The following is a 15,129-nucleotide window of genomic DNA, read 5'->3' on the forward strand; positions in this document are numbered from 1 at the left end:
CGACAGGGGCGATGGTGGTGCTCACGCGGCGGAGTCTACGGTGGCGGCCCTGGCCTGCGGCCTTCCGGTCCCCGAGCGGTTGCAGCATCGTTTCTGTGGATGGTGTCCACAAACGTCCCTGCTGGCGTTAGCGTGTGCGCCAGTCCCTGCCGACCGGCCTGATCCGGCCGTCGTACGGGGCCCGTCAGAGATCGGGGGGTCGACGGAATGGCCGCATCGGCGGACGGCGCCACCGTGCGGACGGGCGGCAGCGCGCCGGATGTCGTCGGTGTGCTGGTACTGAGCGGCTGTGCGGTCTGGTCCCTGGTGACCGCGGCCGGTCGGGAGGCCCGGCCCGAAGGTGTGCTGCTCGCCGTGCTCGCCCTCGCCGCGGGATACGCCTGGGGCCGGATCTGCGGCACCCTGTTACCGGTCGTCGCGGCGGTGGGCGCGGCACTCGCGGCACTGGGCCTGGCCGTCGGGTCGCGCCACGGCGTACCGGGGACGCCGTCGGACCAGATCGTCGGCCACACCGGCGCCACGGCCGCTCTGCTGGCGCTGGCGTCCGGCGCGGCCTGCTGCGCCGCCTGGGCCGCACGGTCGGCATCGCTCAGGCTGGCCCTGCGGCTCCTCGCCCCTGCGCTCGCGGTGGCCGCGCTCCTCCTCGGCTCCGTCGCCGGGTGCGTGGCCGCGCTCGGCGTGCTGCTCTGCTCGCTCGCCGCGGCCCGTATGCGCAGCAGGCTGGTGGGTCTCGCGGGGCTGGTTCTGGCCACGGGACTGGTGGTCGGGGGATCCTGGGCGGTGGCCGAACACGCGCTTCCCGACGGTCTGACCGTCTCCCTCGAAGACCAGCTCACTCAGAACCGTGTGCTCCTCTGGCAGGACGCGATCGGCCTGGCCAGGGCGAATCCGGCTCTGGGGACGGGCCCCGACCGTTTCGGCGAGCTGAGTCCCACCGCCCGGCGGACACCCAGTGCGGACAGCAAGCCGCACTCGGCGGCGCTTCAGCAGGCGGCCGAGCAGGGAATCGTCGGCGTCTGCCTGCTCGCGGCCGCCTTCGGCTGGCTGCTGTACGGACTCTGGCGCTCGCCCCGTTCCACGCCGGTCGTCCTCACGGCGGGTGCGGCGCTCACCGCGCTCGCCGCGCTGGCGAGCGTCGGCAACGCCCTGAGTTTCACGCCGGTGACCGCGGGCGCGGGCCTGCTGGCCGGGCTGGCCACCGCCCGCCGGCAGTCCGAGAGCCCCGACCCCGCGGAGGAGGGCGCGGCGGAGGCCGGGTCAGGCCTTGGCAGGCTTCCCGCCGGCCAGTAGACGCAGCCGGTCGCGGATGATCCGTACCGCGGCCTCGGCATCGTCCACCGTGACCGTGAAGCTCCGGCCGTCGCCCATGGTCAGGACCAGACCCTCGCCGCGGCGCACGACCACCGCCGTGCCCTTCTCGGGCCGCCAGCGGTAACCCCAGCCGCCCCACTGGCGCGGGGTGACCCTGGGCGCGAATTCGGCGCCCACCACAAGGTTCAGGGGGATACTGCGGCGCGGCAGCCCGATGTGGCCGCAGCGGACCTCCAGCACGTCCCTGTCGACCTTCACCGCCACGTGGACGAAGGCGAGGGTGCCGTAGAGCATGAGCAGTCCGGCGGCCACACAGCCGATCACGGACATCAGCAGCGGGGCGAGGCCGGAGGTCCACTCGGAGTCGACCGCGAGCTCGACACCGAGGGCCATGCAGGCCGCACCCGCTGCGGCGAGCAGCCACTGGCCGCGATTGGTCGCGCGGCCGGTCCAGACTGCGGTATCGGGGGCTGTGGCCGCCCGGGGGTCGCTCGGATCCCTCATACGTAGCAGCGTACTCACGTTCCGCCGCAGCGGCAGTGCTTCGACGGCGCCTTCAGCGGTCAGTGTGCGGGGCTCATCGCCTCGAGCAGGCGGCCTTCCACATAGGCGAGTGCCGCATCGGGCAGGGCGGAGGTGCGGCCGCTGAGCAGTACGGTCAGCCCGCTGCTCGGCGTGGCCGCAGGGGACGGCGCGGAACCGATCCGCCGCAGCGCCTGGGCTGCCACGGCCTCAGCCGAACCGTGCAGGACGACCGGCGCGGCGCCGGTCTGCTGGAGGGCGGCGCGGATCCGCTCGGCGACCAGTTCGTAATGGGTGCAGCCCAGGACGACGGTCCTTACCGAAGGCGGAGTGAGTGCGGCCGCCGCGGCCACAGCTCGGTCGATCGCGGCCTCGTCGGCCTGCTGGACGGCGTCGGCCAGGCCCGGGCAGGGCACCTCGGTGACGTCGGCACCCGCGGCGAAGTCACGGATCAGACCGCGCTGGTAGGGGCTGCCGGTGGTGGCCGGGGTGGCCCAGATGGCGAAGGGCGCGCCGCCCGCGGCGGCCGGCTTGATCGCGGGGACCGTACCGATGACCGGAATCCCCGGCTCCAGCGCTGCGCGCAGCGCGGGCAGGGCGTGCACGGAGGCCGTGTTGCAGGCGACGATCAGCGCATCGGGCCGGTGCGCGGCGGCCGCGCGGGCCACGGCGAGCGCGTGGGCGGTCACGTCCTCGGGGGTACGCGGCCCCCAGGGCATGCCGTCGGGGTCGGATGAGAGGACCAGACCGGCGTCCGGTCGCAGCCGGCGCACCGCCGCGGCAGCCGCGAGCAGGCCGATCCCGGAATCCATGAGCGCGATCTTCACCCGGTCACCCTAGTCGACCGCCCCTGCGAACCCCGCTTCGTGGGGCAGACTTCGGCGGATGAGCGTCATTGCCTGGATCGCCGCCGGATCGCTCGCAGCCTGGCTGTGGCTGCTGCTGGGACAGGGCTTCTTCTGGGCCACGGACCAGCGCCTGCCCGCCCGCGAGGATCCGCCCCACTGGCCCGCTGTCGCCGTCGTGGTCCCGGCCCGGGACGAGGCCGACGTGCTGCCGCTGAGCCTGCCCTCGCTGCTGGCCCAGGACTATCCGGGACAGGCCGAGATCTATCTGGTCGACGACGGGAGTTCGGACGGTACGGGGGCGTTAGCTCGGGCTCTCTCCGTAGAGCACGGCGGGCTGCCGCTGACGCTCGTGTCGCCCGGTGAGCCGGAATCGGGCTGGACCGGGAAGCTCTGGGCGCTGCACCGGGGCATCGGGCTCGCACGGGAGAGCGGGCCCGAGTATCTGCTCCTCACGGACGCCGACATCGCCCATGAGCCGGACAGCCTCAGGGAGTTGGTGGCCGCCGCCCGTTCGCACGATCTCGATCTTGTCTCCCAGATGGCCCGGCTGCGGGTGGCGAGCTTCTGGGAGCGCCTCGTCGTCCCCGCCTTCGTCTACTTCTTCGCCCAGCTCTACCCCTTCCGCTGGATCAACAGGGCCGGGGCGCGGACAGCGGCGGCGGCCGGCGGCTGCGTCCTGCTGCGCACCGATGCCGCCGAGCGGGCGGGCGTACCGGAGTCGATCCGGCAGGCGGTGATCGACGACGTCTCGCTCGCCCGGGCGGTGCAGCGCAGCGGCGGGCGGATCTGGCTGGGTCTCGCGGACCACGTGGACAGCGTCCGCCCGTACCCGGGCCTGGGCGACCTGTGGCGGATGGTTTCGCGCAGCGCCTACGCCCAGCTGCGGCACAGCCTGCTGCTGCTCGGCGGTACGGTCGCGGGCCTCGCGGTGATCTATCTCGCGCCGCCGGTCGCCCTGTTCGCCGGCGTCCTCAGCGGTGACGCCGCGGCCGCCTGGGCCGGTGGCCTCGCCTGGCTGGTGATGACGGCGACGTACCTCCCGATGCTGCGCTACTACCGGCAGCCGCTCCTGCTCGCACCGCTGCTGCCGTTCACCGCGCTCCTCTATCTGCTGATGACGGTGGACTCGGCGGTGCAGCACTACCGCGGCCGAGGCGCCGCCTGGAAGGGTCGGACGTACGCCCGTCCGGAGACGACGCCGGAGCGCTGAGACGGCGGGTCACTTCCTGCCGGGCGTCCAGTTCATGCCCCACCCGTAGGTGCGGTCCATGGTCCGCTGCGGGCTCACGCCGCGCTCCGGCACCAGATACCGGGCCTCGCGCTGGACGACGAGGTCTCCCCCGTTGTTGGTGAGCAGCGCCAGGGCGCAGACGGTGGAGGGAACGGTGCACTCGTCCAGCGAGAAGTCGATCGCCGCGCCGTGCTGCGGCTGGAGGGTGACGGTCGCGTGCAGATCGGCGAAACTACGGGCGCCTTCGTAGATCGTCACGAAGATGACGATGCGGCGGATCTTGCCGATGTGGTCGAGGTTGATGGTGAGGTTCTCGCCGGTGTCCACGGCCCCGGTGCGGTCGTCGCCGTCCAGCTGGATGTACGGCGGCTGGTTCAGTGCCCCGAAGGCGTTTCCGAGTGCCTGGACGACTCCCTTGCGGCCGTCGGTCAGCTCGTACAGCGCGCAGAGGTCGAGGTCCAGGTCGGCGTGCTGGGCGACGGCCCGGCCCAGCTTGGCGCCCCAGCTCTTGAACTGTTTGCGCGTCTGCCAGTTGAGATTGACCCGCATCGACCCCGAGGTGCCGCCCTGTTTGGCGAGGGAGACGGTGGGCTTCTCCTTCGTCAGGGTGACCTTGGAGAGCCGCACGGGAGTCGATGCCGGGGCCGCGACCGGAGGGGCGGCCGGCGGCGGGGGCGGCGCCTGGACAGGCTGCCGGGCGGGCGGCTGAGCCTGCGGCTGCGGCTGCGGCTCGTCCACGCTGATGCCGAACGCCGTGGCGAGACCGATCAGCCCGGTGCTGTAGCCCTGCCCCACCGCCCGGAACTTCCACGCACCCTGGCGGCGGTACAGCTCGCCGAGCACAAAGGCGGTCTCTACAGAAGCGTCCTGGCTGTCGAAGCGCGCGAGCTCCGCACCGCTGCCCGCGTCCAGCACCCGGATGTACAAGCCGGGCACCTGTCCGAAGGCGCCACCGTCCGCCGATGCGGCCAGCACGATGCGCTCGATGACGGGCTCGACGCGTGCGAGGTCGACGGCGAGGGTGTCGCTCACACCGTCGCCCGCGGACCGCTTGCCCTCGTGGCGGACGGCACCGGAGGCGTGCGCGGGCTGGTTGTAAAAGACGAAGTCGGCGTCGGAGCGGACTTTGCCCGACACCAACAGCAGCGCGGAGGCGTCGACATCCGGCACTCCGGGACCTGAACCCCAGCCCAATTCGATCCGAACGGCCTGAGCCGGCACCGGAACATTCGCTCCCTTAAGCATTGTCATGCTCGCCCCCATCTTGCGTCCGGGTGCCGATGTTTTCTGTGCGTCCAACCTAATCCCGGACGACCCGCCGGGCTCGTGCACGGCACCGGAAGATCACGGACAGACCTGTCGGTAACCCCCTCACGAGCAGGCCTTTACACGATCCGAACGCCGAAAGACGACCGTTTTTCCCACGTTCGCTCGGATTGGGGATCCCCAGTCACACACAGCGCGCAAAACAACCCTCTTATCGGGCTCCCCAACCAGCACATCGTCGGCTTTACTTATGTGCCATGACCACCCCCCGCGCCACCTACGGCGGCGGTTACTACTCCGCGCCGTCCTTCCCGGACACTCCGATCTACGACTCCCTGGTCGCAGAGCGGGGCACACCCCAGATCGCCCCGATCCGAGTGCCTTCCGCGTACGACACCGGCAACAGCTATCTGCCGGCCCTGCCTTCCGCCCTTCCCGCGCTGCCTCCCGGCCCCTCCGCCCAGCAGCAGCCGTCGTACGGATATCAGCAGCCCATGGCTCAGCCGGTGCCCGCGCAGGGCTACGCCCCGGCCCCTTACATCCCTCAGCAGGCCGCGCCTCCCCGCGGTTACCCGGGCCCGCAGGCCCATATGCAGCGGCCGGTGGCCGGCAACGGCTACGAGGCGATGCGCCCGGCCGCGCCTCGTCCCGCGCCTGCGCCCTCGCCGTACGAGGACCCGTACAACCGGCCCTACCAGGGAGGCCGGGGATACTGACCGGTTCGGACGCCTGTCCGAACCGGCTGGCAGGATGGTGGCATGTCGAGTCCGGTGCACTCTGTTCTGGCCGCGGTCCACATCCATCCGGTCAAGTCGCTGGGGGGTTGTGCGCAGGAGTCGGCCGTCGTCGAGCCCTGGGGGCTGGCCGGGGACCGCAGGTGGATGCTGGTCGACACCGCGGGGAAGGTGGTCACCCAACGCCAGCACGCGCGCCTGGCGTTGGCCAGTGCCGAGCCCGGCGCCGATGCGGACGGATCCGTACGGCTGTCCGCCCCGGGATGTGAGCCGCTGACGGTCGCCGTGCCCGATCCGGTGGACACCGTCACCGTCGCGCTCTTCCACGACAAGGTCGAGGTCGTGCCCGCGGACGGCGCGGCCCATGCCTGGTTCAGCGCGTACCTCGGGGCCGAGGTCCGTCTCGTACATCTCGACGATCCGGCCCGACGGCGCCCGGTGGACCCGGCGTTCTCGCGCCCCGGGGACACCGTCAGTTTCGCCGACGGCTACCCGCTGCTGCTCACCACGCGCTCCTCGCTCGACGCCCTCAACTCCCTGGTCGCACAGGGGGACCATCCGGACGAGGGGCCGCTGCCGATGAACCGCTTCCGCCCCAATGTCGTCGTGCAGGGCACCGCACCCTGGGCGGAGGACGACTGGTACCGCATCGCGATCGGCGATGTCCTCTTCCGCGTCGCCAAGCCCTGCGACCGCTGCGTGGTGACCACCACCGACCAGCGGACCGCCGAACGCGGCAAGGAACCGCTGCGCACCCTCACCCGCCATCGCCGGGTCGGCAGCGATCTCCTGTTCGGGCAGAACCTCATCCCCGAGACCTCCGGCACCATCCGCCTGGGTGATCCGTTGCGAATCCTCGCATAGGACCCCTCCCCCGCGGGAACTCGCCGGGTAGGCACGCGCGTTGACCGGGTGACATTGCTCTCTCTTCGTTCCACTCTCGCGCATGCCGCTCTCGGGGCGGTTATGACGGATGCGGAAGGGGGTGCGGGACTGTGCGAGCAGCTTCTGGCGTGTGGCGCTGGCGGCGCAATCCCCTGCGCCGCAGGACTGATCTCGTCGAGGCCTGGGTGGCGCTGGCAGCGGTGCTGCTGATCGTCCTGGCCGCCCCGGTGGCGGGCTGGTGCTGCGGAGCGCTGACCGACCGGGTGCTTGAGCAGGCGGTGCGCCATCAGCATCAGCAGCGCCATGCGACGACCGCCCTGGTCGTCAAGCCGCTGCCAGGACCTTCGGTGTCCACCAATCCGGACGGTTCGCCCGACGGGTCCACGCGCAGCCGGGTGCTCGCCAACTGGACGGCGGCGGACGGAAGCCGGCACACCGGCCCTCTGATCACCAGCACCCTGCACGACAAACCCGGCGATTCGCTCCCGATCTGGACCGACGACCACGGCACTGTCGTGAACCATCCCCTGGACACCGACACCGCCCGGGCCCACGCGGCTCTCGCGGGCATCGCCGCGGCCGGAGCCGCCGGCGGGCTCGTCATCGGCGCCAGGCACCTGATCGTCCGGCTGCTCGTGCGACGCAGGTACGTCCGCCTCGACCGCGCCTGGGCCGAGGCCGGTCCCGACTGGGGACGAACGGGCACAGGCAGCTGACCGGTCAACTCCCCGGCCCTGCGCGCGCTACGGTGGAGCAGCCAGAACGGACGCGTTACGTACGAGGTGGGGGCAGAGCAGCACCATGTCTCAGGGCACGGTCCAGGTGACCTACACCGGCACGTCGCGGTGGCGGCGCCGCACAGGCGAATACGCCTCCCTCGCCGCAGCCCTGGAGGCCGCAGGGGACGGCGACGTCCTCACGATCGCTCCCGGTACGTACAGAGAGAACCTCGTGGTGCAGCGCGCCGTCACGCTGCGCGGCCCCGAGGGCACGGTCGGATCGGTACGGATCGCGCCGGTCGACGGTGTCGCGCTCACCGTGCGCGCGTCCGCAGTCGTCAGTGATCTGCATCTGGAGGGCCAGGACTCGGCGGCCCCCGCACTCCTGATCGAGGACGGCGCCCCGGAGATCACCGATGTGCGGGTCGTCACCCGCTCCGCGTCCGGCATCGAGGTGCGCGGGAAGGCCCGGCCGACCGTGCGCCGCTGCACCGTGGACAATCCCGGAGGCGTCGGCATCGGTGTACTGGACGGCGCCGGCGGGGTGTTCGACGACTGCGAGGTCGTCGCCTCGGGCCAGTCCGGCGTCTCGGTGCGCGGCGGCGCCCATCCGCGACTGGAGCGCTGCCGGATCCATCACGCCTCGGGCGCGGGCCTGAGCGTGACCGGCGAGGGGACCGCCCTGGAGGCGCTGGGCTGCGAGGTGTACGAGATCAACGGCACCGGTGTGCAGATCGCCGCCCGCGCCACCGCCCACCTCACCGACTGCACGGTGCACCGCACGTCGACGGACGGCGTCACTCTCGACACCGACGCGGTCCTCACCCTCTCCGACTGCGACATCCACGACATTCCGGAGAACGCGGTCGATCTGCGCTCCCGTTCGGTCCTCACCCTGACCCGCTCCGCCGTCCGCCGCTTCGGCCGCAACGGCCTCTCGGTCTGGGACCCGGGGACCCGGGTGGACGCCAACCAGTGCGAGATCCACGACAGTACGGGCGACTACCCGGCGGTCTGGGTCAGCGACGGCGCGACCGCCGTCCTCGATTCATGCCGCGTCCACGACGTACCCGACGCGATCTTCGTCCTGGACCGCGGATCGCGCGCCGACGTCGTCGACAGCGACCTCTTCCAGATCCGCAACACGGCGGTGTCGGTGAGCGACGGCGCGAGCGCGCAGCTGGACGACTGCCGTATCCGGGAGGCCTCCACGGGCGCCTGGTTCCGCGACCACGGCAGCGGCGGCACGCTGAACGGCTGCACCATCGACGCCGCGCAGACCGGCGTGATCGTCACCAAGGGCGCCGATCCGCTGATTGAGCGGTGCACGGTCACCTCCCCCGCGGAGGCCGGATTCTATGTCTCCGCCGAGGGCCGCGGCACCTTCCACCAGTGCCGGGTGACGGGCAGCAGCGGTTACGGCTTCCATGTCATGGACGGCTGCCGTACGACACTGACCCGCTGCCGCACCGAGCGCTGCGCGCGGGGCGGTTACGAGTTCGCCGAGGAGGGCAAGGACGGTCCCGTCGTCGAGGACTGCACCAGCGACGAGAGCGGGGTACGGGACGAGGCCCACGAGACGCCCCCCGTCCTGACCGCGACACAGACCACCGGTCTCATCGGCTCGGTCCCCGGCAGCCGTACCCCTGAGGCCGCCGCCGCTCCCGCAGCCGCCGCCGATCCCCTCCGGCCGGCCAAGACCGTCCTGGGCGAACTCGACTCACTGGTCGGCCTGGAGAGCGTCAAGCGCGAGGTGCGCGCCCTCACCGACATGATCGAGATCGGCCGCCGCCGCCAGGAGGCCGGGCTCAAGGCCGCATCCGCCCGCCGCCATCTCGTCTTCACGGGCTCCCCCGGCACCGGCAAGACCACGGTCGCACGGCTGTACGGGGAGATCCTGGCCGCGCTCGGAGTCCTGGAGCGCGGCCATCTCGTCGAGGTGTCCCGGGTCGACCTGGTCGGCGAGCACATCGGCTCGACCGCGATCCGTACCCAGGAGGCCTTCGACCGCGCCCGCGGCGGGGTGCTCTTCATCGACGAGGCCTACGCGCTCTCCCCCGAGGACTCGGGGCGCGACTTCGGCAAGGAAGCCATCGACACCCTCGTGAAGCTGATGGAGGACCACCGGGAGGCCGTCGTGGTCATCGTGGCGGGCTACACGGCCGAGATGGAACGCTTCCTCGGCATCAACCCCGGCGTGGCGTCCCGTTTCTCACGGACCATCACCTTCAACGACTACGCACCCGACGAACTGCTGCGGATCGTGGAGCAGCAGTCCGACGAGCACGAATACCGCCTCGCGGACGGCACGCACGAGGCACTCCTGAAGTACTTCACCGTGCTCCCCAAGGGTCCCGCCTTCGGCAACGGCCGCACCGCCCGCCAGACCTTCGAGTCGATGGTCGAGCGGCACGCGGGCCGGGTCGCCCAGCAGGCCGAGGTCTCCACCGACGACCTCAGCCTGCTGCACCCCGAGGATCTGCCCGAGCTGCTCTGACCGGCTGCCTCGGCAGTGCGCCGGCATCCAGTTCGTTCAGCAGCTCGGTGCGTTCCCGGACGAAGACCGGGTCGGCCTGGTAGTCGGAGTGGGCCAGGATCGGTGCGGGCAGCGGGTGTTCGCGGGTGCGCCCGTACGCGACCGGGTCGAGCAGCGGTCCGCGGTCCACGTCGCCTTCGACACGTACGGGGCCGCCGATCGGGTCGGTGGAGCGCCACAGGTTGCGCCAGCAGTGCACCTCCTCCTGGAGGCTGTCCAGACAGGCGGGACCGAAGTACGCGGGGAACCAGCGGCCGTAGAGACGCTCCAGCGGGCAGCCGTACGTGAGGAGCGCGACCCTCCGCCGGGTGCGGGCGGGCAGCTGCCAGACCGCGGCGGCGGACAGCACACTGCCCTGGGAGTGCCCGGAGATGACGAGGCGGCCGCCGGTGCGGTCGGTCCAGGTGAACATCCGCCAGGTCAGGTCGGGGACGGCGCGCTCGGCGTAGCACGGCGGTGCGAAGGGGTGGGCGGCGCGCGGCCAGAACGTACCGACGTCCCAGAGGATGCCGATGGTCCGCCGGGCCGACGCGTCGCGGTAGGCGCGCCGCCCCCAGGTGACGAAGAGGACGAAGCCCAGTCCCACCAGCCACGATCCCAGCGCCTGCGCGGTCTCGGTGGCGGACGCCACCATGCCGGGTGCACCGCGCGCCGCCCGTCCCGGCACCTCGTCGCTGAGCCAGGCGCCGACGAGTGCGCCGGCGCCGAGCAGCAGGGTGGCTGCCGCCATGATGCCGAGCAGGGGCGGCGCCGCGTCGGTGAGCCGGGCCCGGGTGCGGGCGCCCGCGATCGTGCGGGTACGGACCGGGTCGGGCTTCTCCGCCGGATAGTCGGCCATGATGCCGCGCCCGGCCACCCGGGTGCGGTGCACGGTGCGTACGACGAGGAAGACGGTCGGCACCATGAGCACGACGAGGAGCACGGGGATCACCGAGGCCTGCCAGCTGAGCAGCACCGGCGGCCCCGCGACGCCCGGTCCCATGCCGGGGGTGCCGCGGCCGTCGAGCCAGTCGGCGACGCGCTGGGCGATGCCGCCCGACATCACCCCGCCGAGTGCGCAGGCGAGCATCGCGACGGCCGGACCGCCGAACCCCCCGAGCGCGGTGCGGACATGGGGCAGCCGACGGCAGAGGACGGCGGCCACCACGGCGAGGGCCACCACCAGGGCGCCCTGGGCGAGGGTGATGACGCCGAAGGTACGGTCGCCGGGCAGCGAGCCGTGGGAGGTCCAGCCGGGGCGGGACCAGGCGGCGTACAGCGCCGACAGGACGAGCAGGACGAGCGCGGAGCCGGGCAGCAGGGCGACGACAGTCCGGTCGAGCTCCTCGTCGAGCCGGGTCTCGGTGCGGCCCCTGCGGCAGACCACCCAGACGACAACTCCGGCCGCGGCCAGGAGTGTTGCCTCCAGGAGCCAGCCGATGGCTTCGAGGAGCGTGCCCGTGGAGCGGCGGTCGAAGCCGACGGCGGCGGTGGCCAGCGCCGCCGCCACGGTCAGGAACCCGGCGGCCGTGTGCGCGGCACGCAGCCTGGCGACCAGCCTGCGGCCGTACCAGAAGCCGGGGGTGGAGAGCGCGGGCCTGGCGGACGGTTCGGGGTCCTCCGTGCCGTCCGTGTCGTCCGTGTCGTGGACGCCGGTCAGTGGCTGCTGGGACTCGTACGCGCTCCAGGTGCGGGAGGAGAGGTACCAGAGCAGTGCGGTGAGCGCGGCGGGCACCACCGCGGCCAGGGCGAGGCGGCGGCCCGGCTGGGCCCACCAGCCGCCCCGCCGCGCGGAGAGGAAGCCCAGCCAGGACCTGGAGTCCGCGCAGGTCGCGGAGCCGGCGCACTGCCAGGCCGTCAGATCGAGCGCCACTTCGCAGGCGGCGGCGACCAGGAGCACGGTGAGGCTGAGCGCGATGAGCCGCACCAGGACTCCGTACACACGCACGGTCCGGGGCAGGCCCCGAGAGGGTGGCCGCATCCAGTGCGCGATGTTGACGACCATGAAGGGGAGCAGGAGCAGCCACAGCGCGCGGGCGCCGTTGCCCGAGGTGAGGTTGGACCAGACGTACGCCTCCTGGACGGGTTCGCCGGGCTCGGTCCCCGTGCTTTCGGCGGAATCGGTGCGCCGGTAGACGGCGGCGGTCTCGTCACCTGTGACGCGGACCGTACGCGGGTCACCGAGCATCTCCTGCGGAGTGGCTCCGCCGACGCCGTGGACGAGCAGTTCCAGCGATGGTGTGGGCACTTCTGCGGCTCGCTCTCGTGGGGGGGCGGGCGACCAGAATCCCGGATCACGCATCGGCGCGGCAACCAGTGGGGCAGCCGGGGACACCGCATGGCAGGATGAGAAACCCCTGTGCACGGCACGGCGAACGGCACGGCAATGCGAAAGGACGGACTCTGTGGTGAGCGAGAATCAGAATCTGCTCGCGGAACAGCGTCGCGCCCTGATACTGGACGAGGTCCGGCGGCGCGGCGGGGTCCGGGTCAATGAGCTGACCCGGAAGCTCAAGGTCTCCGACATGACGGTCCGCAGGGACCTGGACGCGCTCGCCCGGCAGGGCGTCATCGAGAAGGTGCACGGCGGGGCGGTGCCGGTGGTCGAGGCCTCCACGCACGAGCCCGGGTTCGAGGCCAAGTCGTCGCTGGAGCTGAGCGCCAAGGAGGACATCGCGCGGGCGGCCGCGGCGATGGCCGTGCCAGGCAGCGCGATCGCGCTGGCCGGCGGCACGACGACGTACGCCCTGGCCCACCATCTCCTCGATGTGCCCGATCTGACGGTGGTGACCAACTCGGTGCGGGTCGCCGATGTGTTCCAGTCGGCACAGCGGCCGTCCGGCGGGAACGGTCAGCGGCCGGGTGCGGCGACCGTGGTGCTGACCGGTGGCGTCCGTACGCCGTCGGAGACCCTGGTGGGTCCGGTCGCCGACCAGGCGATCCGCTCGCTCCACTTCGATGTGCTCTTCCTCGGTGTGCACGGCATCTCGGCGGAGGCGGGCCTGTCCACGCCGAACTTGGCGGAGGCCGAGACCAATCGGCGGTTCGTGCAGTCGGCGCGACGGGTCGTGGTGGTCGCCGACCACACCAAGTGGGGCAAAGTAGGCCTGAGTTCCTTCGCCACACTGGAGGAGGTCGACATCTTCGTCACCGACGCGGGGCTCTCCGGCGAGGTACGCGAGGAGATCGAGGAGCATCTGCCGGGCCTGGTGGTCGCGGGCGAGAGCGAAGGCACCACAGACATCTGACGGTGTGCCAGCTATGGTGTCCGGGCCCGGCCCGCAGACCCCCCGCTGGAGGTGCACCACCCATGGCACGTCAACTCCGCCCTGTGGAGCTCGACTTCGTGGACAGCGCACCTCTGCGCCTCGTCTTCGCCGCGGAGGTGTCCGCCTCCGCGACCGCCGTGTACCAGGCGCTCGCGGAGGACGTCGAATCCCTGCCCGAGTGGTTCACGGCCGTACGGCTGGCCCGGCCCACGGCGGGCGGCGCGGGCCGCGAGATCAGGCTCAGGGGCGGCGTCCGCTTCCAGGAGACGATCCTGGCGAGGGAGCCGTCGACGCGGTACGCCTACCGCGTCGACACGGTCAACACCCCTGGAATGCGCGCCCTGTTGGAGGAGTGGCTGCTCACTCCCACGGCGACGGGCACCCGTGTCAGGTGGACCTTCGCCGCCGACGCGGCCGCCCCGGTCCTGATGAGCCTCAGGCTCGGCCGCGCGGGCCTGGGCAAGGCGTTCCGCGACGCGGTGCGCAGGCTGGACCTGCGGCTCGCGGCCGATCCCGGCCGGCCGGCGTCAGTCCGTCCAGCGCCCGGTGGCGAGGAGTGAGTCGATGGCCGCGGTGTACGGGGTGATGTCCAGCCCCTGCTCGGCGAGCCAGGTGTCCGAGTAGTACTTGTCGAGATAGCGGTCGCCCGGGTCGCAGATCAGGGTGACGACACTGCCCGTCCGGCCCTCGGCCACCATCTCGGCGACGATCTTCAGCGCGCTCCAGAGGCCCGTTCCGGTGGAACCGCCCGCCTTGCGGCCGATGGCCTGCTCCAGGGCGCGTACGGCGGCGATGCTCGCCGCGTCGGGCACCTTCATCATCCGGTCGATCGCGCCGGGGACGAAGCTCGGCTCCATCCGCGGTCGGCCGATGCCCTCGATCCGCGACCCGCAGTCGCTGGTGGCGAGCGGGTCGTTCCGCGTCCAGCCGTCGAAGAAACAGGAGTTCTCCGGATCGGGGACGCAGATGCGGGTGTCGTGCTGCATGTAGTGCACGTAGCGCGCGATGGTCGCCGATGTGCCGCCCGTCCCGGCGGTCGCCACGATCCAGGCGGGCTCGGGATAGCGCTCCAACTTCAGCTGCTGGTAGATCGATTCGGCGATGTTGTTGTTGCCGCGCCAGTCGGTGGCGCGCTCCGCGTAGGTGAACTGGTCCATGTAGTGGCCGCCCGAATCGGCGGCGAGGGACGCGGCCTCCTCGTACATCTTCCGCGAGTCGTCCACGTAGTGGCACGCGCCGCCGTGGAACTCGATCAGCCGGCACTTCTCGTGGCTGGTGGTGCGCGGCATGACCGCGATGAAGGGCACACCGATCAGCTTGGCGAAGTACGCCTCGGACACCGCGGTGGAACCGCTGGAGGCCTCGATGACGGGCTTGCCCGGGCGGATCCAGCCGTTGCACAGGCCGTAGAGGAAGAGCGAGCGGGCGAGCCGGTGCTTGAGGCTGCCGGTCGGGTGGGTCGACTCGTCCTTCAAGTAGAGGTCGATGCCCCACTGTTCGGGGAGCGGGAAGCGCAGCAGATGGGTGTCGGCGGAGCGATTGGAGTCGGCCTGGACCTTACGGACGGCCTCTTTCAGCCAAGCCCGGTACTCCGGATCGCTGCGGTCCACATCAATGGTGTTCATGCGCGCCACTCCTCGTCGGTCCGAATTCCCTCACCTTTGGCCAACATACGCCCCTCACCTGCACAAACGTTCACTTTGATACGCCATAGCAGTTGCTTGTGGGCCGGTAGTGAGAAGCCGCCGAAGCCTTGCCGATCGGTTCACCGTGCGCACTGGTGCACGGGCTCCCTCCCCGGCAGACTGCAACGCAGGAGCCGATGCGAA

The 15,129-nt window shown here is 71.7% G+C and carries 13 protein-coding genes; 8 read left to right on the forward strand and 5 right to left on the reverse strand.

What is annotated here, in order from left to right:
- Positions 1 to 207: 207 nt before the first annotated feature.
- Complete coding sequence (locus J0695_RS35150; RefSeq protein WP_206968829.1) at positions 208 to 1,290, forward strand: O-antigen ligase family protein; 1,083 nt, start codon at positions 208 to 210, stop codon at positions 1,288 to 1,290.
- On the opposite strand, the gene J0695_RS35155 is transcribed toward J0695_RS35150, so the two are convergent.
- Positions 1,258 to 1,815 carry a hypothetical protein gene (locus J0695_RS35155; protein WP_206968830.1) on the reverse strand — a complete coding sequence of 186 codons (558 nt, stop codon included), beginning with the start codon at positions 1,813 to 1,815 and terminating at the stop codon, positions 1,258 to 1,260. The two genes, J0695_RS35150 and J0695_RS35155, sit on opposite strands and share 33 nt — an antisense overlap.
- Positions 1,816 to 1,874: 59 nt before the next feature.
- Entirely contained in the window at positions 1,875 to 2,660 is a 786-nt protein-coding gene (locus J0695_RS35160) for a glutamate racemase (RefSeq protein ID WP_206968831.1), read from the reverse strand.
- A 58-nt stretch (positions 2,661 to 2,718) separates the two neighbouring features.
- On the opposite strand from J0695_RS35160, the gene J0695_RS35165 reads away from it, so the two are divergent.
- On the forward strand, positions 2,719 to 3,891 hold the full coding sequence (locus J0695_RS35165; RefSeq protein WP_206968832.1) for a glycosyltransferase: 1,173 nt from the start codon (positions 2,719 to 2,721) through the stop codon (positions 3,889 to 3,891).
- Between the two features lie 9 nt (positions 3,892 to 3,900).
- Here the strand turns inward: J0695_RS35165 and J0695_RS35170 are convergent, their stop codons facing one another.
- Complete coding sequence (locus J0695_RS35170; RefSeq protein ID WP_206968833.1) at positions 3,901 to 5,175, reverse strand: TerD family protein; 1,275 nt, start codon at positions 5,173 to 5,175, stop codon at positions 3,901 to 3,903.
- 260 nt (positions 5,176 to 5,435) lie between these two features.
- On the opposite strand from J0695_RS35170, the gene J0695_RS35175 reads away from it, so the two are divergent.
- The 4 genes from J0695_RS35175 to J0695_RS35190 all read left to right on the forward strand — a co-directional run bounded on the left by J0695_RS35175 (position 5,436) and on the right by J0695_RS35190 (position 10,013).
- Positions 5,436 to 5,894 (forward strand): DUF6643 family protein, encoded by a 459-nt coding sequence (locus J0695_RS35175; protein ID WP_206968834.1) that lies wholly within the window; start codon positions 5,436 to 5,438, stop codon positions 5,892 to 5,894.
- A gap of 42 nt (positions 5,895 to 5,936) precedes the next feature.
- Positions 5,937 to 6,776: an MOSC domain-containing protein gene (locus J0695_RS35180; RefSeq protein ID WP_206968835.1), complete on the forward strand. Its 840-nt coding sequence runs from the start codon at positions 5,937 to 5,939 to the stop codon at positions 6,774 to 6,776.
- A gap of 131 nt (positions 6,777 to 6,907) precedes the next feature.
- Positions 6,908 to 7,513 (forward strand): Rv1733c family protein, encoded by a 606-nt coding sequence (locus J0695_RS35185; protein WP_206968836.1) that lies wholly within the window; start codon positions 6,908 to 6,910, stop codon positions 7,511 to 7,513.
- An 85-nt stretch (positions 7,514 to 7,598) separates the two neighbouring features.
- Positions 7,599 to 10,013, forward strand: a complete 2,415-nt coding sequence (locus tag J0695_RS35190) for a right-handed parallel beta-helix repeat-containing protein (protein ID WP_206968837.1) — start codon at positions 7,599 to 7,601, stop codon at positions 10,011 to 10,013.
- Here J0695_RS35190 and J0695_RS35195 read toward each other — a convergent pair.
- Positions 9,973 to 12,333, reverse strand: a complete 2,361-nt coding sequence (locus J0695_RS35195; RefSeq protein WP_372445875.1) for a hypothetical protein — start codon at positions 12,331 to 12,333, stop codon at positions 9,973 to 9,975. The two genes, J0695_RS35190 and J0695_RS35195, sit on opposite strands and share 41 nt — an antisense overlap.
- 106 nt (positions 12,334 to 12,439) lie before the next feature.
- Here J0695_RS35195 and J0695_RS35200 point away from each other — a divergent pair, with 106 nt between their 5' ends.
- Both J0695_RS35200 and J0695_RS35205 read left to right on the forward strand, forming a co-directional pair.
- A complete protein-coding gene (locus J0695_RS35200) occupies positions 12,440 to 13,279 on the forward strand; it encodes a DeoR/GlpR family DNA-binding transcription regulator (RefSeq protein ID WP_206968839.1) in 840 nt (279 codons plus the stop codon).
- Positions 13,280 to 13,341: 62 nt separating this feature from the next.
- A complete protein-coding gene (locus tag J0695_RS35205; protein ID WP_206968840.1) occupies positions 13,342 to 13,860 on the forward strand; it encodes an SRPBCC family protein in 519 nt (172 codons plus the stop codon).
- On the opposite strand, the gene J0695_RS35210 is transcribed toward J0695_RS35205, so the two are convergent.
- Positions 13,828 to 14,925: a PLP-dependent cysteine synthase family protein gene (locus J0695_RS35210; RefSeq protein WP_206968841.1), complete on the reverse strand. Its 1,098-nt coding sequence runs from the start codon at positions 14,923 to 14,925 to the stop codon at positions 13,828 to 13,830. The genes J0695_RS35205 and J0695_RS35210 overlap by 33 nt on opposite strands.
- Positions 14,926 to 15,129: the final 204 nt, after the last annotated feature.

Source organism: Streptomyces beijiangensis (genome assembly GCF_017315755.1).
Classification (GTDB): domain Bacteria; phylum Actinomycetota; class Actinomycetes; order Streptomycetales; family Streptomycetaceae; genus Streptomyces; species Streptomyces beijiangensis.